Here is a 21,710-nt window from a genome sequence, read left to right as displayed (position 1 = left end):
ATGTCTCCCAGAGATCGGCGGTGTTTGGACTGTATGACTATGGCAATCTAGCGTCAATAGCATGTGCTCTAGATTGAGCTACCACAGTGGGCCTGGAGGGCGCATGGGCGATCCGGAAGCGGTGGTGCGCCGGGTCCGCGCCCGCACGCCGTACTACGTCCTGCGCGTCGGCGCCGAGGCCGCCGGCCGTCCGACCGCCGACCTGCGCGACCCGGACGTCGCCGCCGAACTGATCGGTGAGATGGGCCGGCGCATCGGCGCCGCCGAGGCCCGCGTCGCGGTCTCGACCCTCTTCCTCGGCTACGCCTCACGCCTGTGGTGTCTCGCCATCGGCACCGCCGAGCTCACCGGCCATGGCCTCGACCTGGACCCCGACGCCCTGGGGTGGTCCAGCTCCCGGGGCACGCTGACGCTGCACTGCCGCACGCCGCGCCTCGGCGCGACGCCCGCCGAAGAGGTGGTCGACCGGCAGCTGACGCCGCTGGTAGGTGCCTGGAGCCGCTGGATCGCTCCCGGCGCCCTGTGGGGCAACGCCGCGTCGGCCCTGCGCGCCGCGGGCGCCGTGCTGGGCCCCGCGGCAATGTCGCCGGCCGAGGAGGCGCTCGCCCATCCGCTGCTGGCCGGCCGGCTCGAGCCGGGCACGTCCCGGCGGCGCAGCTGCTGCCTGTTCTACCGCGCCCGGCCCGGCGCCTACTGCGGCGACTGCCCGCTGCCACGCCACACCCCGGCCCGTGGTCCTGCTTGATCCGGCGCGGCGAACCGCGGCGACGCGCTGAATCAGCGCACCATGCTTCCGCGAGGTCGCTGTCGCGACACCGCGCCTCCACATGGCCACGGCACGGCGATGCGGCGGCTGATCGGTTCGTCGCGCCGGCGGCGACGGCTGCCACCTCTGGTCCATCAGGGCTTCGACGGGCGCGACCGCTCCAGCATCCGCAGGTAGGACTCCCCGCAGACCAGGTCGACCTCGTCGGGGGTCAGGCCGCGTTCGGCGAGGCCGGTGGCGATCGCGCCGAGGTTGCTGGCGTCCTCCAGGCCCTCCGGGCCGTACGTGTACAGCTCGCGGCCGCGGCCCTTGATGCCGTGGGCGCCGTCGGGGTCGATCATGTCCAGCACGGGCAGCAGCATCTCGACGGGCGACTCGCAGTAGTCGGCGCCGATGCTCAGATGCTCCGGCCCCACCATGTCGTACATGTACATCGCGTGGTCGAGCAGGTCGGACAGCGTGGCCTTCAGGGGTTCCGGCGACACGTAACCGCGGAACGTGTTGAGCCCGATCGTCCCGTTGCGCTCAGCGACCGCCTTGATCTGGTCGTCGGTCAGGTTGCGCGGATGCGGGCAGAGCGCGTCGGCGTTGGAGTGCGACACGAACAGGTCGCCGTCGTAGAGGTCGAGTGCGTCCCAGAACGACGCCCGCGACATGTGCACCAGGTCGATCATCATCGGCAGCGACTCCAGCTCCTGGAGCGTCTGCTTGCCGAGGTGGCTGAACCCGCCCTCGCCGAAGCGCTCGTTGCTGCCGGTGCAGAGCAGGTTCTGCAGGTTGTGCGAGAACGTGAACGTGGTGACGCCGAGCTCGGCCAGCGTGTGCAGCGCCTCGAAGTCGCCCGCGAACGGCCCGTGGCCCTCCAGCGAGAGGAAGATCCCGAACGACCCCTCCGGGCGGTTGTCGAAGTCGGCCCGCGTCCTGCAGTACGTGATCTCGCCCTCGGAGCGGTCGATCTCGGCGAAGTAGGCATTGATGGACGGCCAGTTCGAGACCTGCACGACGGCGGCCTCGAGACCTCCCTTACGCCACCGCGGGAGGTAGGTGGAGCGCAGCACCTCCGCCCTGTTGCCCGGAATGCCGTGGTGCGCCATGACGTCGTAGATGACGCCACCGACGTAGCTGTTGATCACGATGTGCTTCCCTTCTGTCGTCAGCCCTGGACGGGGGCTTCGAGTCCGCGCGCGTTCAGCCACTGCCCCTCGGGGCGCGGGACGGAGTTGAGCAGTTGGGCGGTGTACTCGTCCGCCGGGTTGTCGAGCACCGCCTCGGTCGGCCCGGACTCGACGACCCTGCCGTGGTGCATGACGTAGAGGTACTCCGACGCCTGCCGCACGATGGACAGGTCGTGGGTGATGAACAGGCAGCTGATCCCGCGTTCGGTGCGGACCTCCCGCAGCAGGTTGAGGATCTGCGCCTGGACCGACATGTCCAGCGCCGAGACCGGCTCGTCGCAGATCAGCACCCGGGGCTCCACCGCCAGCGCCCGCGCGATCGCGACGCGTTGCCGCTCGCCGCCGGACAGCGACGACGGACGCCGCTGGGCGTAGCCCGCCGTCAGCCCGACGGACTCCAGGAGCTCGGTGACCCGGCGCTCGACGTTCCCGCCGCCGCGGTCGTGGGTGGTGATCGCCTCCTTGAGCGCCCAGCCGATGGTACGCATCGGGTTGAGGCTCGAGTAGGGATCCTGGAACACGGTCTGCACGGTCTGCCGGAGCTTGCGGCGGTCGCGCGTAGTCAGCGCGCTCCAGCTGCGCACCGGGATGCCGTCGATCACGATCTCGCCGCCGGACGGCGACTCGAGCCCGACCAGCATCCGGGCGATCGTGGTCTTCCCGGAACCGGACTCCCCGACGATGCCGACGCTCTCGCCGTCGCGCACCGAGATCGACACGTCGTCGACGGCGGTGACGGTGCGGCCCCCGCTCTCGAAGACCTTCTCGATGTTCACGACCTCGATCAGCGCACCGTCGGAGCGGCCCTCGACCGGCACCACCGCGCGCTCCTCGCCCTTGCTCAGCAGCGCGGCCATCTCGGCGCTGATCTCCGGCAGCCGGACACAGCGGGAGCGGCGGTCGTCGCCGAGCTCGGCCAGTGGCGGCACGCCGCTCCGGCACACCTCCTCGGCCCAGCGGCACCGGGACGAGAACGAGCAGCGGTCCTGCACGTCGGCCGCCGACGGGACCGAGCCGGGGATGGCGACGAGCTGGCGCACCCGGCGGTCGGCCGGGGGTTCGGACAGCAGCAGTCCCTGCGTGTACGGATGCCGAGGGCGCTCGCGCACGTCGTCCGCCCGGCCCGTCTCGACCAGCGATCCCGCGTAGAGGACCTGGATCCGGTCGCAGGTGGCGAACGCGACCCGCAGGTCGTGCGTGATGAGGATCAGGGCCATGCCGCGCGCCGCCTGGATCCGCTTGATCAGGGCGAGGACCTCGCGCTGGGTGACCACGTCCAGCGCCGTCGAGGGCTCGTCCGCGATCAGGACCTTCGGGTCCCGGGCCAGCGCCGCGGCGATGGCGACGCGCTGGCGCATGCCGCCGGAGAGCTGGAACGGGTATCGCTCGACGACCGACTCGTCGGTGATGCCCACCTCGGCGAGCCGCCGGATCGCCTCGGCTCGCCGCTCGGCGCGGCTCAGCCGCCGTTCGGGGAGCAGCGACTCCTCCAGGATGCGGCCGCAGCGCATGACCGGGTTCAGCATCGTGAACGGGTCCTGCATGATCATGCCGATCTGGCGGCCCCGGATGCTGCGCCACTGCCGTTCGGACAGCTCGAGCAGGTTCTGGCCGTCGAACCGGGCGGTCCCGCTCGCCACGACGCCCTCGGGCAGGAGACCGATGAGGGCCTTCGCGCTCATCGACTTCCCGCTGCCCGACTCGCCGACGATGCCGATGCTCTCCCCCGCGGCCAGCCGCAGGTCCAGCGAGGTGACGATCGGGGCGCCGATGTCGGTGCGCTCGATCCGCATCCCCTCGACATCGAGGACGGGACGGCCGGAGCTGGGCGTGGGCTCGGTGTGGGGGCTCAACGGGCTGCTCCTCGCCTCGACATCTTCTCGTACACCCAGTCGCCGATCAGGTTCACCGCCGTGGCGGTGAGAGCGATGGCGATGCCGGGCGCGATGCTCGCGACCGGGTTGGTGAACAGCAGTGGCTGGTTCTCCGACAGCATCTGGCCCCAGTCGGGGGTGCCCGGCTCGGCGCCGAGGCCGAGGAAGGACAGGCCGGCGATGGCCACGAGCGACCCGGCGAAGATGATGACCGAGTTCGCGACGGCGGTCGCCGCGATGTTCGGCCAGATGTGCCGCACCATGATCCGGCCGTTCGAGACACCCAGGGTCTTCGCCGCCTCGACGTACGGGCGCGGCACCTGCTCGAGCGTGGCGGCGCGCATGACGCGGGCGTCCGTGGGAATCGTGAGGACGGTCAGCAGCGCGACGGCCAGCCAGTAGCCGCCGCCCAGCGCACCGGCCACGACGATGATGATCAGCAGCGACGGGATGGCCACCATCAGATCGACCCAGCGCATCAGCAACGAGTCGACGAGCCCGGCGCGGTAGCCGGCCAGGAGTCCGAGCAGGTTGCCGCACACCATGGCGACGACGGCGATGACCAGCGGCCCCAAGATCGCGGACCGCGCTCCGGCCAGCATCCGGGAGAACACGTCGCGGCCCAGGCCGTCGGTGCCGAGCCAGTGCTCGGCGCTCGGCGGCGCCAGGCTGCCGAGCACGTCCTGCTGGGACGGGTCCTGAGGCGACAGGGCCTCGCCGAAGATCGCCACGATCAGGACCAGCGTCATGAACCCGAGACACAGGCCGATCAGGAGCGGCGGACGGCTCTTCGTCCGCCGCCTGGTCAGCTGCCGCGGCGCCGTGACGGCTGCTTCGGTCATGACGACCTCCCTTCGAAGCGGATCCGGGGATCGATCGCCACGTAGGCGAGGTCCGCGAGCAGGTTGGCCAGCACGATCAGCACCGCGATGAGGATCGCCAGGGCCTGGATCATCGGCATGTCACTCGACTGGGCGGACTGCACCAGAAGCTCGCCGATGCCCCCCAGCGAGAACGTCGCCTCGACGAACACCGCCCCGGCGAAGAAGAACGCGAGCAGGGCGCCGGAGACCGTCACCACGGGAATCAGCGCGTTGCGGAACGCGTACCGGAACAGCACCTGTGCCCAGCTCAGACCCCGGGCCCGGGCGAACATGATGTAGTCCTGATCCAGCACGTTGATCATCGAGGCGCGGGTGTGCCGCAAGAGGAAGGCCGCGACGCACAGGGCGAGGGCCAGCGCCGGCAGGGTCAGGTGCCACAGCTGATCGAGGAACCCCTCGCCGCGACCGGCGGCCGGGAAGATCGGCACCAGCACGGCGAACACGTACAGGAGCAGGATGCCCATCACGAACGGCGGCGTGCTCAGCGCCACGACCGCCCCCGCCACCAGGCCGCGGTCGAGCAGTTTCCGCTGGCGCAGCGCGGCGATGATCCCGGGGACGACGCCCAGGATCATCGTCAGGACGTAGGCGTAGACGGCGAGGAACGCCGACGGTCCCAGCCGGATCCCGATCTCGTCGGTGACCGGGAGCGTCGTCAGCGTGGACTCGCCGAAGTCGAACACCAGCGCGCCCTTCAGCCACAGCCAGTACTGGGTGAAGAACGGTTCGTCGAGGTGGTACCGCTCCGTCAGCAGCTGCACCAACTCCGGCGTGGCCGGCTTGCCGCCCAGGTAGGCGTCGACCGCGGTGCCCGGGGCGATGTGAACCAGCGAGAAGACGAGGAACGACAGGATCGCGACCAGGACCACCAGCGCGACCAGGCGTTTGCCGATCATCAGCAGGACGGCGCGCCCGGTCATCGCGGCACCACGTTCAGCAGCCAGGGGAAGCTCATCCAGAAGCTGTCGTACTCGACGATGTCGTAGGCGGCCGAGGCGTAGGTGTTGCCCTCGGCGTACACCGGGACGTACGGCACGTCCTCGGCGACCCGCTTCGACAGCTCCGCATAGATGCGCAACCGCTCGGCCGGGTCCTGCTCCACCAGCCCCTCGTTGAGCAGCTCTTTGACCTCGGGTGGCGTGTACTGGGCCAGGTTCAGCCCGATCGGCTCACCCGCGTCGTCGGTGTCCAGGAAGAGCGAGTCCCAGTCGGGGTCCGGTGTGCAGGCGCCGGTCTCGGTGAAGGTGAGCATCGGCTCGTCCTCGGAGATCATCCCGTACCACGCCGTGTCCGGGACGACCTCGACCGTGGCGTCGATGCCGATCTCGGCCAGCTGCGCCGATATCACCTGGGCGACCGCGGAGTAGGCGCCGGGGATGGTGAGGTCGTAGCCGAACCCGTCCGGGACCGATGACTGCGCCAGCTCGGCCTCGGCGGCCTCGACGTCGAACGGATAGGTCTCGACCTCGTCCAGTGCCGCCTCGACCTCGTCGGCGGACCCGAGTGACTCGAACAGCTGCGGGGAGATCAGCGTGTGCAGCGGCGCCCCCGCCTGCCCCTGGGTGGCGGCGATGATGTCGTCGCGGTTGATCGCGTGGGCGACCGCCCGGCGGACGTGGATGTCGTCCCACGGCGCGGTCCGCGTCGGCATGCTCAGCAGCGACGTCGCGCAGGTGGCCGTCGTGTAGGTGCTGGCCGTGCCGGCGGCGGCGACGAATCCCTCGGGCTGGCCGATGCCCGGGGCGATGTCGATCTCACCGGCCCGCATCGCCAGGGCCATGCTGTTGTCGTCGGTGAAGAACCTGACCGACACCCGGTCGATCGGCGGCTTCCCGCCCCAGTAGCCCTCGTAGGCCGACAGCTCCATCCCGCTGGTGGGGTTGAGGCTGTCGAACTTCCACGGGCCGGTCCCCACCGCCAGCGTGGCCGGGCGCCCGAACTCCTCCCCGGTCTGCTCGGCGTGCGCCTTCTGGTAGATGGCCGAGTAGAACATCGCGGGCACGTACTGCCACGACGCGTCCGGCTGGAGCAACGTCACCCGGACCGTGTCCTCGTCCGGCGCCTCGATGCTCGCGACGGCGGCGAAGATCGTGCTGGTCCCGCCGGACGACGGCGCCATCCGCTCCCAGGCGTACTTCACGTCCTCCGACGTCAGCTCGGTGCCGTCCCAGAACGTCACGCCGTCGCGCAGCGTGTACTCGTAGACGGTGTCGCTGACCTGCTCCCAGTCCGACGCCAGCCACGGCTCGAGGTTGCCGTCGGCGTCGACCTGCAGCAGCAGCTCCAGCGCGTTGATGTTGACGGACAGCCCCGACATGACGTTCTGGGCCGGGTCGACCAGCGGCACCTGGCCCGAGATGCCGACGTTGAGGTGCGGGACGGGCTCGTCCGACACCGGCTTCCCGGCGTCCACGTCCCGGCCCGTGGCGCCGGGCTGCTCACCGTCGCCGCTCGCCGGGTCGTCGTCGGCCGATCCGCCGCCGGCACAGGCCGCGATCACGGCCGCGCCGAGCAGACAGGACGCGACGCGGGCCCGCCGCCATCCCCTGTTCCTGGTCGATCCGGACATGTGCACACTCCTCGTCTGTGATCACGCCACGCGTGAACAGCAACGGGTACGGCTCCGGGCAGAGACTGCTGCTGCGTCATCTGGGCACCAGGTTCAGCGCCCACGGCAGGTTCATCCAGAAGTAGCTGTGGTATTCGACGAGGTCGTAGGTGGTGGAGGCGTACGTCGTCCCCTCAGCGAACAGGGACACGTAGGGAACGTCCTCGGCGACCTGCTTCTGCAGGTCCGTGTAGATCCGCAACCGCTCGGCCGGGTCCTGCTCCAGCAGGCCCTCGGCCCACAGGGCGGTGACCTCCGGCGAGGCGTACTGGGCCATGTTCAGCCCGATCGGCTCGCCGGCAGCGTCGGTGTCGAAGAAGATCGAGTCCCAGTCCGGGTCGGGCGTGCACGCACCGGTCGCGGAGAACGTCAGCGGCCGGACGTCCTCGCGCAGGGCCGCGTACCAGGCCGTGTCCGGGAGGACCTCGACACTGAGGTCGATGCCGATCTCACCCAGCTGGGCGGCGATCACCTCGGCGATCGCGGCGGACGCGGGAGGAATGGTGAGGTCGAAGGCGAACCCGTCCGGGACCGACGACTGCGCCAGCTCGGCCTCGGCGGCCTCCAGGTCGAAGGGGTAGGTCCCGACCTCCTCCAGCGCGGCGTCGACCTCCTCGTCGGTGCCGAGCGTCCGGAGCAGCTGCGGGGCGATCGTGTACACCGCGGGTCCGGCCGCGGCGCCCTGAGCGGCGGCGACGATGTCGTCGCGGTTGATCGCGTGGGCCACCGCCCGGCGCACGTGGACGTCGTCCCACGGCGCCCGCCGCATCGGGATGCTCAGCCTGGCGGTGCCGCAGGTCTCGACCGTCGTGACGGTGTTGCCGCCGGCGGCCGCGTCGAAGCCGGTCGGCCCCGAGACGACGGGCGCGATGTCGATCTCACCGGACCGCAGCGCCAGCGCCATGCTGTTGTCGTCGGCGAACGACTTCACCGAGATCCGGTCGATCGGCGGCTTCCCGCCCCAGTAGCCCTCGTACGCCGACAGCTCCATGCCGCTGGCGGGGTTGACGCTGTCGAACTTCCACGGGCCGGTCGCCACCAGCAGGGTGCCCGGCTGGCCGAAGGCCTCGCCGGTCTCCTCGGCGTACGCCTTCTGGAAGATCACCGAGTACCACATGGCCGGCGTGTACTGCCACGACGCGTCCGGCTGCTTCAGCGTGACCCGCACCGTGTCGGCGTCGACGGCCTCGATGGTGTCGACCGCGGCAAAGTACGTCGCTCGCCGGCTCTCCGGCGCCCGCAGGTGGTCCCAGGAGTACTTGACGTCCTCGGCCGTGAGCTCGGTGCCGTCCCAGAACGTCACGCCCTCGCGCAGCGTGTACTCGTAGACGGTGTCGCTGACCTGCTCCCACTCGGTGGCCAGCCACGGCTGCAGGCTTCCGTCCGGGGCGATCCGCAGCAGCGGCTCCAGTCCGAGCTGGTTGACGTTGAGTCCCGCCTCCATGTTGTCGGCCGGGTCGACGAGTGTCACCTTGCCGGGAATGCCGACCGTGAGCTGATCGATGTGCTCGTCCGAGACCGGCTGACCGGGGTCCACCGTCCGCGCGGTGTCCGCCGGCCGTTCGCCGCCCCCGGCCGCCCCGTCGCCGCCCTCACCCGCGGGGCCGTTCCCTGCACAGGCCGCGAGCAGCGCGGTGGTGAGCAGACAGGACACGACCCGCGCCCGGCGTCCGTGCCTGGTTCTCGTCGTTTCGGACATGCGCTCACTCCTCGTCTCACGACCACGGGTGTTCGACCGGGACAGGCCCACTACCTGGGGACGAGGTTCAGCACCCAGGGCAGGTTGGACCAGAAGCTGCTGAACTCGACCAGGTCGTAGTCGGTCGAGCCGTAGGTGTTGCCCTCGGCGTAGAGCGGCACGTAGGGAACGTCCTCGCCCAGGTGCCGGAGCACCTCCGCGTAGATGCCCAGCCGTTCCTTCGGGTCCTGCTCCAGCAGCCCGTCGGCGAGCAGCCGCGTCACCTCCGGCGGCGCGTACTCGGCGAAGTTCAGTCCGACCGGCTGCCCGGCCTCGTCGGTGTCCACGAACAGGGCGGCCCAGCTCGGGTCGGGCGAGCAGGGACCGGTCGCGAAGAACGTGAACGGCTTCTCGTCCTCGCCGAGGGCGGCGTAGTACGCGGTGTCCTGGAGCACCGCGACGGTGATGTCGATGCCGATCTCGCCCAGCTGAGCGGCGATCACCTCGGCGATGGGGGCCGACGCCGCGACCACCGTGAGGTCGTAGCTGAACCCGTCCGGGACCGACGACTGCGCCAGCTCGGCCTCGGCGGCCTCCACGTCGAACGAGTGGGTCGGCACCCCCTCGAGCGCCGCGTCGATCTCCTCGCCGGAGCCGAGCGTCTGCAGCAGCCGCTCCGAGATCACGTGCTCGGCCGGTCCGGCCGCGGCGCCCTGGGCCGCCGCGATGATGTCCTCCTGGTTGATCGCGTACGCGACCGCCCGGCGCACGTGCACGTCGTTCCACGGCTCACTCTGCGTGGGAATGCTGAGCAGCGTGTTGGCACAGGTCGGCACCGTCGTGACGGAGTTGCCGCCGGCGGCGGCGTCGAAGCCGGTGGGGCCGGCCACCGTCGGGGTGATGTCGATCGCCCCGGAGCGCAGCGCCAGCGCCATGCTGTTGTCGTCGGCGAAGGCCTTGATCGAGATGCGGTCGACCGGGGGCTTGCCGCCCCAGTAGTCCTCGTGGGCCGACAGCTCCATGCCGGTGGCCGGGTTGACGCTGTCGAACTTCCACGGACCCGTCGCCACCAGCAGGGTGCCCGGCTGGCCGAAGGCGTCGCCGGCCTCTTCGGCGAACTTCTTCTGGAAGATCACCGAGTACCACATGGCCGGCACGTACTGCCACGACGCGTCCGGCTGTGTCAGGGTGACCCGCACCGTGTACGAGTCCACGACCTCGATGGTGTCGACCGTGGTGAAGTAGTTGGCCCGCCGGCTCTCCGGCGCGCGCACATGGTCCCAGGAGTACTTGACGTCCTCGGCGGTCAGCTCGGTACCGTCCCAGAACGTCACGCCCTCGCGCAGCGTGTACTCGTAGACGGTGTCGCTGACCTGCTCCCACTCGGTGGCCAGCCACGGCTGCAGCTGACCCTCGGGGTCGATCCGCAGCAGCGGCTCCAGGCCGAGCTGGTTGACGAACAGCCCCGACTCCATGTTCTCCGCCGGGTCGACCAGCGTCACCTTGCCGGCCAGACCCACGTTCAGGTGCGGGATCTGCTGGTCCGAGACCGGTTGGCCCGGGTCCACCGTCCTGGCCGCGTCGGCCGGCCTGGCATCGCCGCTGGCGGGATCCTGGTCGCCGGCGCCGCCACCGCCGCCGGCGCACGCCGCGAGCAGCGCGACGCCGAGGACGCCCGACATGATCTGCGCGCGGCGCCGTCCGCGCTTCGGAACACGGTTCGTCTCGGACATCTCAACACCATTCGGTTGTCGTGGCAGAGAATCCGCGTCCCCTCACGGGACTCCGCGAAGAGCCTGGTTCTCGTCGCTCCGGCCTGTGTCTAGCTGGCCCATGTCGTAACGTGGAGCACAGCATTGTCTGATTGCTTATGCCTGTCAAGACCTAGTTAAGTGGTTCAACCCAAGCCCGAGACAGGCAGTCGATATCCAGGCAACACGCCTGACTTCGGGCCGAAACCACGCCAGCAGGTGGAGCTGGTCAACGCCATCCGGCAACCACGCCGGCCACGTGAGTGACACGCTGAGGGTTGGTCGACCGGGCCGATACAGATCTATCACCTTAGGATGAAATTGCACAGGCCGGCGAGCGGCGGACGACGCACCTGCCCACAGGCACGGTCCACTGGCCTGGCGGCGCCAACCGGCGCTGGAGCTCGGTGATCTTCCGGCGCCTCGAGAGCGACGGCCGACCAGGGGCGGAAGCCGGATCGTTCCAGCACCCGCCCGACGCGCCGGCAGCCGCCGAACGCGCCGGTGGGGCCGATTCGCCCTATGATCTGTGTCAAAAGGGGTGGCGGAACCCGCTCAGCTGTTTGAGCTCACCCGGCTAGGTCGACTCGACGCAGCGGCAGTGGTGTACTTGTGCTGGGCGGATACGTCCTTCCGTAGAGGGAGAGCGAGCAGTGGTCGACAAGATTCAGGTGAGCCTGCACTCCGATGTGCCCATCTACCGGCAGATCGTCACGCAGTTGTCGTTCATGATCGAGACCGGCGACCTCGCGCCCGGCCAAGCCCTGCCCAGTGCCCGCCTCCTCGCCGACAACCTCCACATCAACCGCAACACCGTCGCCCGGGCCTACGCCGAGCTCGGCGAGATCGGCCTGGTCGAGGGACGCGGACGTACCGGGACGATCGTCGTCGGGCCAGGTCCCGAGCGCGAGGGCTCGCTGGCCCGCGACCAGGCCAGGCAGCTGCTCGAGGCGGCCACCCGCGAGTGCATCGAGCTCGGCCTGTCCGCGGCCGAGATCCAGTCGCTCGTCATGAGCCTGGCTCTGCGCGCCGAGGACGACCTCCTGAAGGTCTCGTTCGTCGAGTGCAACGTCGACCGCGCCAAGTACTTCGCGAGCGAGCTCGAGGCCAACATCGGCGTCAAGGTGCGCCCACTCGTGCTCGGCACCTTCGAGCCCGAGGAAGAGCGCGCCGACCTCGTCCTCACGACGTTCTTCCACCTGGCCGAGGTGCGCGCTCTCATGCGCCGCCCCAGCACCGAGATCGTCGCCATCGTCGTCGCACCGCACGTCCAGACGCTGGTGCAGATCGCCTCGGTGGCCAAGAACGGCACGGTCGGCATCTGGTACCGCACCGACGAGCAGGCCGTCACCGTCCGCGATTCCCTGCGCGACTCCGGCATCAAGAACATCGAGGTGCTCGACGGCATCGAGGACAAGGACCTCGAAGGCATCGACCTCGTCGTGATCCCCGACGGCCTGGGCGAGCTGCGCGAGCAGCTCGAGGGCCGGGTCAAGGTCATGGAGTTCGGCAACGTGCTCGACGCCGCGTCCATCCGCATGGTCAGCGACGTCGTCCGCGACATGCAGGACCTCAAGCGTGGCGCGGCGCCGTCGCTCGGCCAGGCCGCGCCCGCGCCGGCGACGCCCGCCCGCGTGGGCTGAGGTCGTCACGCGCCCACGAGCTCGATCGTCCCGTCCGCGATCAGCCGCTTCACCGCCGCCTTGTCGCCCTTGCCGATCCCGGTGACCGGCAGGCTCGGCACCAGCGCGGCCGCCGACGGACGCTTGAAGCTCGGCAGCGCCTCGCGGCAGTGCCGGAGCAGGCCCTCGGCGGTGAGTCCGGAGCCCGCCTTCGGCACGGCGACGACCACCGGGGTCTCGCCCCACCGAACGCTCGGGATCCCCACGACGATCGCCTCCTGGACGCCTCCGTGGCCGAACGCCGCCGCCTCGATCTCGGCCGGAGCGACGTTGAGGCCGCCCGAGATGATGATGTCCTTGAGCCGGCCGGTGAGGAACACCAGCCCGCGGTCGTCGACCCGGCCGATGTCCCCCGTGCGCAGCGCGCCCGTCGACGTCAGCGCGCCGTCGGTCGCCGCGGCGTCGCCGAAGTACCCGCGCATGCGGCTCGGGGCGGCGGCAAGGATCTCGCCGCCGTCGCCGTGGCCCTCCAGCGGGTCGAGCGCCACCTCGGTCGTCGGGAAGGCGCGCCCGACGGTCGAGGGCTCGGCCCGCAGCATGGCGTGTGTCGCGAAGGTGACGGGTACCAGCTCGGTCAGCCCGTAGAACTGGTGCGTCTGCACCCCTGGCAGCACCTCCCACCAGGTCCGGAGCAGGTGGACCGGCATCGGCTCGGAGGCGAACATGATCCACCGGAGCCCCGCGAGCCGCTCCAGTGGCGCGTGTTCGATCAGCCGGCTGAGGATCGTCGGCACGGCGTCGAACGTCGTCGCCCGGGTGCAGGCGTCGGCGACCCGCTCGACGTCGAAGCCTGGCAGGATCTCCAGGGATCCGCCGGCGCACAGGGTGGGCAGGACGTGCTCGGGGATGCAGGTGTAGAGCGGCAGGAACACCAGGCCGCGGTCGCCGCGGTCGAACGGCAGCGCCGCCGCCAGCTGCAGCGCCGTGTGGAAGATCGATCCGTGCGTGTGCTCGACGCCCTTCGGCCGTCCGGTCGAACCGCTGGTGAGCATGATCTTGCAGGTGGCCTCCGGCCCGATCCGCGGCAGCGCCGGGCCGCCCGGCCCCCGGGGCGGCGCGGACAGCTCCAGGAGCCGGTGGGAGTCCTCGAGCCCGTCCCGGAGCTCGGCGGGGATCCGGCCGGCCAGGATCGTCCGCACGCCCACGAGGTCGAGCTGGTCGCGGATCGACGCGAGGTCGAGCATCGTGTTGACGGGGACCGCGACCAGGCCGGCCCGCATGATGCCCAGGTAGGCGGCGATGTACGCCGCCTCGTTCCGTCCGATGATCCCGACCGGCTCACCCGGTCGCAGCCCCAGGCCGAGCAGCCCCCGGGCCATCTCCTCGGTGCGGGACCAGAACTGCGCGTACGTCCAGGTCTCGCCGTCGTCGATCAGCGCCGGATCGTCCGGGTGCGCCCGCGCCACGGCGCCGATGTGCGACAACAGGGTTCTGACCATGCGCTGACCACCTCACCGGTTCACGACTCGACGTCCCCATGACGCGGACCCGACAGCCACGCCCGCTCCGCCTCGTCCCAGGCGGTGAGCACGTGGTACTCCGGCACCAGGGCGAGACCGCTTCTGGTGTCCGGGGAGATCGGTTCGCGGGAGACCCGGACGGCGACCAGGGCGGGTGCGTGCGCGAACGCCTCCCCCAGCGCGGCTTCCAGGTCGTCCACGCTGTCGGCGCGGTATCCGGCGACGCCGAGGCTCTGCGCGAGCCGGTCCCAGGCACACGACCCGAGCTCGGTGCCCATGATCCGCCCGTCGTAGTTGCGGACCTGGTCGGCGCGCTCGATGTTCCACGCGTTGTTGTCGGCCACGACGACGACGAAACGTGCGCCTTCGCGGACGGCGGTCTCCAGCTCCATGACGTTGAAGCCCAGGGCGCCGTCCCCGACGAGCGCGACGACCGTGCGGTCCGGATGGTTGAGCGATGCCGAGACCGCGAACGGGACGCCCACCCCGAGGCATCCGAACGCCCCCAGGTCCAGGTAGGTGGGCGTGTTCAGGCTCGATCGCGACCACGACAGGATGTCCCCGCCGTCGACGATCACGATGGCGGTGTCGTCGACGTGCTCGTTGAGCGCGCGGATGACCTGCAGCGGGTGGAGCCCGCCGTCCGCGGCCGTGGACTGGGCCCGCATCGTCTCGCCGAGCCGGCGCCGCTTGCCGGCGTTGCCGCGAATGACGTCGTCGCGCCAGCCGACATCCGGAGCGGCCGGTCGCGCGCCCGCCGTCACCAGCGCCTCCAGCGCCGACTGCGGATCGGCGCGCAGCTCCACGTCGCCGCGGCGGTTGGCCTGGACCTCCTCGGAGTTGCGGCCGATCCGCAGGAACCGCTCGGCCGCGGCGAACACCGCGGGCGACCCGTACGCCGCCTCGAAGTCCAGCTGCCGGCCGACCGTGATCACCAGGTCGGCCTCGGCCATCGCCCGGGCCCGCGCCGCCGGGACGAACGTGGGGATGCTCTCGGACAGGGCGCCCCGGCTCGCCCGGGTGTCGAGGTACAGGGCGCCGGTCGTACGCACGAACTCGGCCAGCGGGCCGGGCACGGTGAGCACCTCGCGACCGGCGAGCACCAGCGGCCGGGTACTGGCCGCGATCGCGTCGACGGCCCGCTCGACGGCGGCGGCCTCCGGTGGCCGGCGCGCCCTCGTACGGCGCGGATAGGTCGTGTAGAGCGGGGCAGCCGCCTGACGCAGCAACTCCGAGCCGAACTCCACGTACACCGGGCCGCTGGGGCCGTCGTCGCCGAGCGCCGCGCTCACGGCGCGGTCGAGCCGGTCGACGACGTGCCGGCGCGATCGGACCACCTCCACGGCCCGGCAGACCGGCCGGACGATGGCCGCCTGGTCGATCTCCTCCAGGGCGCCCATGCCCGCCTGCTCGTCCGGCGGGCGGGTCGAGATGACGAGCACCGGTGAACCGGCGAGGAAGGCGCAGCCGATCCCGGTGACCGCGTTGGTCAGCCCCGGCCCGGTCGTGACGATCGCGACGGCGAGACCGTGCCGCAGATCGGCCTCCGCCTGGGCCATGTGCACGGCGGCCACCTCGTGCCGCGCCGTCACGACCCGGACGCCACGCGCGTCCAGTTCCGCCCAGATCGGCTTCATGTGCGAACCGGGCAGGCTGAACACCCGCTCGATCCCCTGACCGCTCAGGTACTCGGCGATCGCCGCGGCCACGGTCGCCGGCGCCGGGCCCGTCATCCGGCGTAGGCCGCGCGCAGGCGGTCGTGGTCCAGCGCGTGCGCGGTGATCCCGTCGCGTCCGACACTGGTCTCCGCGGCCACCACGGCGTTGAGGATCGCCTCCTCGGTGGCGTCGATGACCGCGTCGAACAGGCCGTTGATCACGGTGTTGCCGGCCATGCGCAGCGGGATCTCGTCCGGGCCCGGTTCCACCAGGCCGACCCGGGGCAGGCCGTCGTTCCCGGTGGAGAACGCCAGGAGCAGGTCGCCGCTGCCGTTCTCGCCGGACCCGCCGGTCCGCCCGATGGCCAGCGCGCCGCGCTGGGCCAGCCGTTCGCACTGGTGTGGCAGCAGCGGCGCGTCCGTCGCGATCAGCACGATGATCGACCCGCTGCCCCGGGCCGAGCGCACCACCGCGTCGAACGGCGACGCGACGTCGTCGGTGGGGATCCGCTCGCCGATCGGCACGCCGTTCACCCGCAGCCGCCCGCGCCGGCCGTGATTGGCCTGCACGAGGACGCCGACGGTGTGGTCGCCGACGACCCGCGACGACGTGCCGATGCCGCCCTTGAACTCGTGACAGATCATGCCCGTGCCGCTGCCGACCGAGCCCTCGGGCACCGGCCCCGCGGACAGCGCGTCGAAGGCCGCGTCGACGTGGGCGGCCGTCACGTGCTGGCCGTTGATGTCGCTCAGGAGGCCGTCATAGGTCTCCGCCACCACCGGAAGGTGGAAGTAGAGCTCGTCGTCGCCCCGCTCCCGGTGCAGCCGGGCGACGATCGCATCGCGGACCACGCCGACCGAGTGGGTGTTGGTCAGGCCGATGGCGGTCGTGAGCTGCCCGTTCTCCCGGATCCAGTGCAACCCGGTCATCTCGCCGTTGCCGTTGAGGCGGTGGAAGCCGGCGAAGACCGGCGAGCGCCAGACCTGCGGCCGCGGCTCCACGACGGTGACCCCGGTGCGCACCGGGCCCTCGCCGACGACCAGCGGCCCGTCGCCCGCGCGCACCGTGTGGTGCCCCACCCGCACACCGGCGACGTCGGTGATCGCGTTGTGCCGGCCGGTCGGGAGGTGACCGACCACGATGCCGAGATCGCGCGACCGGCCCGTCACGCCAGCCGTGCCTGTCGGGCGTTGCTGGAGATGTACTCGACCAGCTCGGCCGTCGGCGTCCCGGGCCCGAAGACCTCGTGGACGCCGTAGCCCTTGAGCGTGTCGGCGTCCTCGGGCGGGATGGTGCCGCCGACGACGAACAGGACGTCCTGGCGGTCGTTCTCCTTCAGCAGCGCGCACAGGTCCCTGGCGTACTCGAGGTGAGCGCCGGACAGGCTGGACAGGCCGAGGACGTCGGCGTCCTCCTGGACGACCGCACGCAGGATCGACTCCGGGCTCTGATAGATGCCGGTGTAGACGACTTCCATACCGGAGTCGCGCAACGCCCGCGCCACGACCTTGGCGCCGCGGTCGTGCCCGTCGAGCCCGGGCTTGGCGATCACCACCTTGAGCGGCGGCAGTCCAGCGGTGGCGGATGTCATGGTCTCGTCCTTCCTCTAGAACACGGTCGACGGCTGGTGGTGGCCCCACACGCCGCGCAGCACGTCGCAGATCTCGCCGACCGTGGCCCGTGCGCGCACGGCGTCCTCGATCAGCGGCATCAGGTTGTGGTGCAGGTCGGGGGCGGCCTTCTCGATGGCGCGCAGTGCCGCGGTCACCTGCCGGTCCTCGCGGGACCGCTTCACCTCGGCGAGCCGCGCCAGCTGGCGTTCCATCACGCCGGGCACCGGACGGTCGATCTCGATGTCCTGGGTCTCGTCCTCGTCGACGTAGTCGTTCACGCCGACGGTGATGGTGTCGTTGCTCTCGACCTTGACCTGCTGCTCCCAGGCGGAGTCGGAGATCAGCTGGACCGCGTAGCCCGACTGGACCGCCTCGATCATGCCGCCCATCGCGTCGATCCGCTCGATCAGCGCGAGCGCGTCCTCCTCGATCTGGGAGGTGAGCGACTCCACGTAGTACGACCCGGCGAGCGGATCGACGACGTCGGCGACGCCGGTCTCGTGCAGGATGATCGCCTGGGTGCGGACGGCGATCTTGATCGCGCTCTCCGACGGGATCGACAGCGCCTCGTCGAGGGAGTTCGTGTGCAGCGACTGGGTGCCGCCCAGGATGGCGGCCATCGCCTGGATCGCGGTCCGGGCGACGTTGTTGTACGGCTGCTGCGCGGTGAGGGAGACGCCGGCGGTCTGGCAGTGCGCCCGCATCAGCCACGACCGGGGATCCTTGGCGCCCAGCCGCTCGCGCATGAGCCGCGCCCACAGCCGGCGGGCCGCGCGCAGCTTCGCCGCCTCCTCGAAGAAGTTGTTGTGCACGTCCCAGAAGAACGACACCCGCGGCGCCAGCCGGTCGACGTCGATGCCGCGCTCGACCGCGTGCTCGAGGTAGCACAGCGCGTTGCTGATGGTGAGGCCGACCTCTTCGACGGCCGTCGAGCCGGCGTCCCTGATGTGGTAGCCGCAGACGTTGAGCGGGTTGAACCGCGGCATCACGTCCGCGCCGTACTCCATCGTGTCGACCACCAGCTGCACCGACGGCAGCGGCGGGAAGATGAACTCGTTCTGGGCGATGTACTCCTTGAGGATGTCGTTCTGGGTGGTCCCGGTGAGCACGCGACCCGGGATGCCCCGCTCGTCGGCCACCACCCGGTACATGGCCAGCACGACGGCGGCCGACGGGTTGATCGTCATCGACGTGGAGATCTGGTCGAGCGGGATGCCGTCGAACAGCGCGTGCATGTCGACGACGGTGTCGACGGCGACGCCGATGCGGCCGACCTCGCGCCGGTACACCTCGTGGTCGGAGTCGTAGCCCAGCAGCGTCGGCAGGTCGAAGTCGGTCGAGAGACCGGTCTGGCCGGTCTTGAGCAGGTACTTGTAGCGGTTGTTGGTGTCCTCGGCCTGGCCGAAGCCGGCCACCTGCCGGATCGTCCACGGCCGGCCGCGGTACATCGTGGCGTGCACGCCACGGGTGTACGGGTACTCGCCGGGGAGCCCGATGTCCTCGGCCGGGTCCAGGTGCCGGACGTCGGCGTGGGTGTAGACGTCCTTGACCGGCGCCCCGGACAGGGTCGTGTACTCCGAGCGCCGCGGCGGGATCCGCTGATAGTCGGCGGCGACCCGTCCGGTCGTCCATGCCTCGACTCGCTCGTCCCAGCGCTTGTCGTCCTCGTTCATCGGCTCCATCGGCGTGACGCCTCCTTCAAGATCGTGTCCACGGAGTCCTGCATGGTCGCGTGCGGGTCCAGGGCCAGCCCGCCGGCGCAGTCGGCCACCCAGGCCTCGGCCACCAGCGCCGCGTCGGACCCCCACTTCTCCAGGCGCCGGGTCTCCAGCTGCCCGTCCGCGAGCAGCGACTTCCACCGCGCGTACATGCCGTCGCGCACCTGGTCGACCCCGGTGCCCTCGATGGCCACGGTCTTGTAGACGGCGTCCACCCGGCCGGCGGCCAGGCGCAGGTGCCGGGCCGTCTCCGAGGCGCCGGGCCGGTCGGCCATGTTGACGATGAAGGCGTCGGCGACCTCCATGAGGCCCGCCTTGATCGTCTGCACGGCGTCGCCGAGCCCCGGGACCGTCACCAGCAGCACGGTGTCGGCGACCTCGACGATGGCGACCTCCGTCTGACCCGCGCCCACCGTCTCGATCAGCACGATGTCGAACAGGCCGGACAGCTCCAGGAGCCGGGCGATGTTCCGGGTGGACCCCGCCACGGCGCCGTGCGATCCGCGGCTGGCCAGGCTGCGCACGAACACGCCGGGCCGGCCGTTCAGGTAGGTCTCCATCCGCACCCGGTCGCCGAGCACGGCGCCGCCGCTGAGCGGGCTGGACGGGTCGATCGCCAGGACGGCGACCCGCTGGCCGTCGTCGGCGAAGGACTCGATGAGGCGGCCGGTGAGGGTGCTCTTTCCGGCGCCGGGCGGCCCGGTGATGCCCACGATGTGGCAGGGCCGGGACGCCCGCGGGATGGAGACCTCCCAGGGCGGGCTGTTCTCGATCACGGTGACCGCCCGGGCGAGCGGGGCCCAGTGGCCCTCGCGGCCCTTGGCCACCAGCGTCTCGATCTGGTCAGACTCGAACAACGTTGATCTTCCCATCCACGATCATCTTCCTCACCGTGTCCTTGGCCGTCTTGCCGATACCGGTGGTCGGGAGGGCGTCGATCAGGCCGGCGCCGGTGGGTCGCTTGTAGCTGGACAGCAGCGACCGGCAGTGGCTCAGCAGATCGTCCGCCGTGAGCGCCCGGCCCGGGCGGGGCACGGCGACGACGACCGGGGTCTCGCCCCAGCGCTCGCTCGGGACGCCCACGACGACGGCCCGTTCGACCGACGGATGCCGGGCGGCGACGGCCTCGATCTCGGCGGGCGCGATGTTGATGCCGCCGGAGATGATGATGTCCTTGCTGCGGCCGGTCAGGAACACCAGCCCGCGCTCGTCGATGCGACCGAGGTCGCCCGTCCGCATGGCGCCGTCCGGGCCGAGCGCCGCCTTCGTGGCGACCTCGTCCTTGTAGTACCCCACCATCTGCGCCGGGCTGGCGCCGATCAGCTCGCCGCCGTCGTCGACGCTCAGCCGCGTCGTCGGGAACGCCCGCCCGATGGTCGACGGCTCCCGGCGCAGCAGCGGGTGCGGCGCCGCCGACAGCGGCAGCACCTCCGTCATCCCGTAGAGCTGGTGCGTCTCGACGCCGGGCAGCTCGTCCCACCAGCGGTGCAGGAGCGTGACCGGCATGTGCTCCGAGGCGAACAGCACCCACCGCAGGCGGGCGAGCTTCTCCCGGGGTGCGTGCTCGATCAGCCGGCTCAGGATCGTCGGCACCGCGTCGAACGTCGTCGCCCTGGTGCACGCCTCGGCGACGCGCTCGATGTCGAATCGCGGCAGGATCTCCAGCGCGCCGCCGGTGCACAGCACCGGCAGCACCTGCTCCGGGATGCACGCGTAGAGCGGGAGGAAGACCACCGACCGGTCGTCGGAGCGGAACGGGAACGCCGAGGTCAGCTGCTGGGTCGCGTGCAGCATGGTGCTCTGGGTGTGCACGACCCCTTTCGGCCGTCCGGTCGAGCCGCTGGTCAGCATGATCGCGGCCGGCGTCCCCGGTCGCACGACCGGCAGCCGGCCGCGGCGCTGCACCGGGTCGCCGGCGTCCATGGGGAGCAGGTGGAACGTCTCGGCGAGCTCGTCGCGGACGGCGGCGTCGACCCGGCCGACGAACACGCGCGTGGCGTCGACCGAGGCGAGCAGGATGCGCACCGTCGCGCCGTCGAGCCGGTCGTTGACCGGAACCGCGGTACCGCCCGCCCGGGCGATCCCGAGGTAGTTGACGATGTACGCCGGTTCGTTGGCGCCCAGGAGACCGACCGTGTCGCCGGGCCGCAGGCCGCCGGCCAGCAGGCGCCGGGCGGCGTCCTCCGCGCGCGACCACAGGTCCCGGTAGCTCCAGGTGACGCCGTCGTGGATCAGCGCCGGGCGGCCGGCGTGGGCACGCACCACCGCCTCGATCCACGCGACGACCGTGTCGGGGTGGGCGATCACGTCAGGCAACGCCCACGCCGGAGTTCGTGCCCACGACGATCGTCGCCACGGCGGTGGCCGCCAGCACCGGGTCGGTGCTGACGAGCGCGCCCTCCTCGTCGACGCCGAGGACCTTGAAGATCCGGGCCTCGATGGTGCGGCTGCGGTTCCCGCGCCGGGTCACCCTCGCGATGCCCTCGACGTAGTCGCCCACCCGCAGCGGCGCGAGGAACTCGACCGAGTCGTAGGCCGCGCAGAGCCCCTCGTCGCCCCCTTCCTTGAGGGCGAGCTCGGTCTCGAGGTCGGCGAAGATCTCCATCGCCTTCGACCCCGGGACCAGGTTCCCGGCATACCGCGCATCGCCGGGCGACAAGCGAAGTCGGATCATCGCTCGGTCGTCGCCAACAGACCTCGGCTCCAACATCAGACTCCTCCGTGCCAGCTGGGGGATCCTTGTCGCAGACAGAGTAGAGCACTTAGACCTAAACGAGTAGGTCAGACTGCCCACCGGTTCAACCATGCTGTTCGCCACGACCGACCGCGCCACCTTTGAGCTG

Annotated in this window: 17 protein-coding genes; 2 read left to right on the top strand and 15 right to left on the bottom strand. The window is 71.0% G+C overall.

Annotation, left to right across the window (positions count from 1 at the left end; genetic code table 11):
- Positions 1 to 103: 103 nt before the first annotated feature.
- The gene (locus BLV02_RS12350) at positions 104 to 745 is read left to right on the top strand and encodes a (2Fe-2S)-binding protein (RefSeq protein WP_069115087.1); all 642 of its coding nucleotides are present in this window, start codon (positions 104 to 106) and stop codon (positions 743 to 745) included.
- 155 nt (positions 746 to 900) lie between these two features.
- On the opposite strand, the gene BLV02_RS12345 is transcribed toward BLV02_RS12350, so the two are convergent.
- The 7 genes from BLV02_RS12345 to BLV02_RS12315 all read right to left on the bottom strand — a co-directional run bounded on the left by BLV02_RS12345 (position 901) and on the right by BLV02_RS12315 (position 10,718).
- Entirely contained in the window at positions 901 to 1,899 is a 999-nt protein-coding gene (locus BLV02_RS12345; protein WP_069115088.1) for a dipeptidase, read from the bottom strand.
- Between the two features lie 20 nt (positions 1,900 to 1,919).
- Positions 1,920 to 3,794 carry a dipeptide ABC transporter ATP-binding protein gene (locus BLV02_RS12340; RefSeq protein WP_216094609.1) on the bottom strand — a complete coding sequence of 625 codons (1,875 nt, stop codon included), beginning with the start codon at positions 3,792 to 3,794 and terminating at the stop codon, positions 1,920 to 1,922.
- Positions 3,791 to 4,657: an ABC transporter permease gene (locus BLV02_RS12335; protein ID WP_141711882.1), complete on the bottom strand. Its 867-nt coding sequence runs from the start codon at positions 4,655 to 4,657 to the stop codon at positions 3,791 to 3,793. Before BLV02_RS12335 ends, BLV02_RS12340 begins: the two co-directional genes overlap by 4 nt.
- A complete protein-coding gene (locus BLV02_RS12330; RefSeq protein ID WP_069115090.1) occupies positions 4,654 to 5,619 on the bottom strand; it encodes an ABC transporter permease in 966 nt (321 codons plus the stop codon). Before BLV02_RS12330 ends, BLV02_RS12335 begins: the two co-directional genes overlap by 4 nt.
- A complete protein-coding gene (locus BLV02_RS12325) occupies positions 5,616 to 7,268 on the bottom strand; it encodes an ABC transporter substrate-binding protein (protein WP_069115091.1) in 1,653 nt (550 codons plus the stop codon). Before BLV02_RS12325 ends, BLV02_RS12330 begins: the two co-directional genes overlap by 4 nt.
- Positions 7,269 to 7,344: 76 nt before the next feature.
- Complete coding sequence (locus tag BLV02_RS12320; RefSeq protein WP_083289241.1) at positions 7,345 to 9,006, bottom strand: ABC transporter substrate-binding protein; 1,662 nt, start codon at positions 9,004 to 9,006, stop codon at positions 7,345 to 7,347.
- A 50-nt stretch (positions 9,007 to 9,056) separates the two neighbouring features.
- Positions 9,057 to 10,718 (bottom strand): ABC transporter substrate-binding protein, encoded by a 1,662-nt coding sequence (locus BLV02_RS12315; protein ID WP_069115093.1) that lies wholly within the window; start codon positions 10,716 to 10,718, stop codon positions 9,057 to 9,059.
- A 671-nt stretch (positions 10,719 to 11,389) separates the two neighbouring features.
- Between BLV02_RS12315 and BLV02_RS12310 the strand changes: the two genes are divergently transcribed.
- Entirely contained in the window at positions 11,390 to 12,379 is a 990-nt protein-coding gene (locus tag BLV02_RS12310; RefSeq protein ID WP_069115094.1) for a GntR family transcriptional regulator, read from the top strand.
- 5 nt (positions 12,380 to 12,384) lie between these two features.
- On the opposite strand, the gene BLV02_RS12305 is transcribed toward BLV02_RS12310, so the two are convergent.
- Genes BLV02_RS12305 through BLV02_RS36480 form a run of 8 tightly spaced genes read right to left on the bottom strand, consistent with a single transcriptional unit; the run spans position 12,385 to position 21,541 of the window.
- A complete protein-coding gene (locus tag BLV02_RS12305) occupies positions 12,385 to 13,857 on the bottom strand; it encodes a class I adenylate-forming enzyme family protein (RefSeq protein WP_069115095.1) in 1,473 nt (490 codons plus the stop codon).
- 20 nt (positions 13,858 to 13,877) lie between these two features.
- On the bottom strand, positions 13,878 to 15,611 hold the full coding sequence (locus BLV02_RS12300) for a thiamine pyrophosphate-binding protein (RefSeq protein WP_069115096.1): 1,734 nt from the start codon (positions 15,609 to 15,611) through the stop codon (positions 13,878 to 13,880).
- Positions 15,608 to 16,705: a DmpA family aminopeptidase gene (locus tag BLV02_RS12295; protein ID WP_069115097.1), complete on the bottom strand. Its 1,098-nt coding sequence runs from the start codon at positions 16,703 to 16,705 to the stop codon at positions 15,608 to 15,610. The genes BLV02_RS12300 and BLV02_RS12295 overlap by 4 nt, the downstream gene beginning before the upstream one ends.
- Positions 16,702 to 17,127: a cobalamin B12-binding domain-containing protein gene (locus BLV02_RS12290; RefSeq protein ID WP_069115098.1), complete on the bottom strand. Its 426-nt coding sequence runs from the start codon at positions 17,125 to 17,127 to the stop codon at positions 16,702 to 16,704. Before BLV02_RS12290 ends, BLV02_RS12295 begins: the two co-directional genes overlap by 4 nt.
- 15 nt (positions 17,128 to 17,142) lie before the next feature.
- A complete protein-coding gene (locus BLV02_RS12285) occupies positions 17,143 to 18,822 on the bottom strand; it encodes a methylmalonyl-CoA mutase family protein (protein WP_069115203.1) in 1,680 nt (559 codons plus the stop codon).
- A complete protein-coding gene (locus BLV02_RS12280; RefSeq protein ID WP_171906911.1) occupies positions 18,819 to 19,724 on the bottom strand; it encodes an ArgK/MeaB family GTPase in 906 nt (301 codons plus the stop codon). The genes BLV02_RS12285 and BLV02_RS12280 overlap by 4 nt, the downstream gene beginning before the upstream one ends.
- Positions 19,711 to 21,174, bottom strand: coding sequence for a class I adenylate-forming enzyme family protein (locus tag BLV02_RS12265; RefSeq protein ID WP_069115100.1), 1,464 nt, complete (start codon positions 21,172 to 21,174; stop codon positions 19,711 to 19,713). The genes BLV02_RS12280 and BLV02_RS12265 overlap by 14 nt, the downstream gene beginning before the upstream one ends.
- Before the next feature lies 1 nt (position 21,175).
- Positions 21,176 to 21,541 carry a hotdog domain-containing protein gene (locus tag BLV02_RS36480; protein WP_171906912.1) on the bottom strand — a complete coding sequence of 122 codons (366 nt, stop codon included), beginning with the start codon at positions 21,539 to 21,541 and terminating at the stop codon, positions 21,176 to 21,178.
- Positions 21,542 to 21,710 lie beyond the last annotated feature (169 nt).

Origin of the sequence: Jiangella alba (assembly GCF_900106035.1) — a bacterium.
GTDB lineage: Bacteria > Actinomycetota > Actinomycetes > Jiangellales > Jiangellaceae > Jiangella > Jiangella alba.
The sequence above is the reverse complement of the archived record's forward strand: the minus strand, read 5'-3'. Positions and strand labels throughout refer to the sequence as shown.

Excerpts from the sequence above, each read along its gene's own strand:
- BLV02_RS12350 (WP_069115087.1), top strand. The coding sequence starts at position 104 with ATGGGCGATCCGGAAGCGGTGGTGCGCCGGGTCCGCGCCCGCACGCCG.
- BLV02_RS12335 (WP_141711882.1), bottom strand. The coding sequence starts at position 4,657 with ATGACCGAAGCAGCCGTCACGGCGCCGCGGCAGCTGACCAGGCGGCGG.
- BLV02_RS12330 (WP_069115090.1), bottom strand. The coding sequence starts at position 5,619 with ATGACCGGGCGCGCCGTCCTGCTGATGATCGGCAAACGCCTGGTCGCG.
- BLV02_RS12325 (WP_069115091.1), bottom strand. The coding sequence starts at position 7,268 with ATGTCCGGATCGACCAGGAACAGGGGATGGCGGCGGGCCCGCGTCGCG.
- BLV02_RS12320 (WP_083289241.1), bottom strand. The coding sequence starts at position 9,006 with ATGTCCGAAACGACGAGAACCAGGCACGGACGCCGGGCGCGGGTCGTG.
- BLV02_RS12315 (WP_069115093.1), bottom strand. The coding sequence starts at position 10,718 with ATGTCCGAGACGAACCGTGTTCCGAAGCGCGGACGGCGCCGCGCGCAG.
- BLV02_RS12305 (WP_069115095.1), bottom strand. The coding sequence starts at position 13,857 with ATGGTCAGAACCCTGTTGTCGCACATCGGCGCCGTGGCGCGGGCGCAC.
- BLV02_RS12300 (WP_069115096.1), bottom strand. The coding sequence starts at position 15,611 with ATGACGGGCCCGGCGCCGGCGACCGTGGCCGCGGCGATCGCCGAGTAC.
- BLV02_RS12290 (WP_069115098.1), bottom strand. The coding sequence starts at position 17,127 with ATGACATCCGCCACCGCTGGACTGCCGCCGCTCAAGGTGGTGATCGCC.
- BLV02_RS12285 (WP_069115203.1), bottom strand. The coding sequence starts at position 18,822 with ATGAACGAGGACGACAAGCGCTGGGACGAGCGAGTCGAGGCATGGACG.
- BLV02_RS36480 (WP_171906912.1), bottom strand. The coding sequence starts at position 21,541 with ATGATCCGACTTCGCTTGTCGCCCGGCGATGCGCGGTATGCCGGGAAC.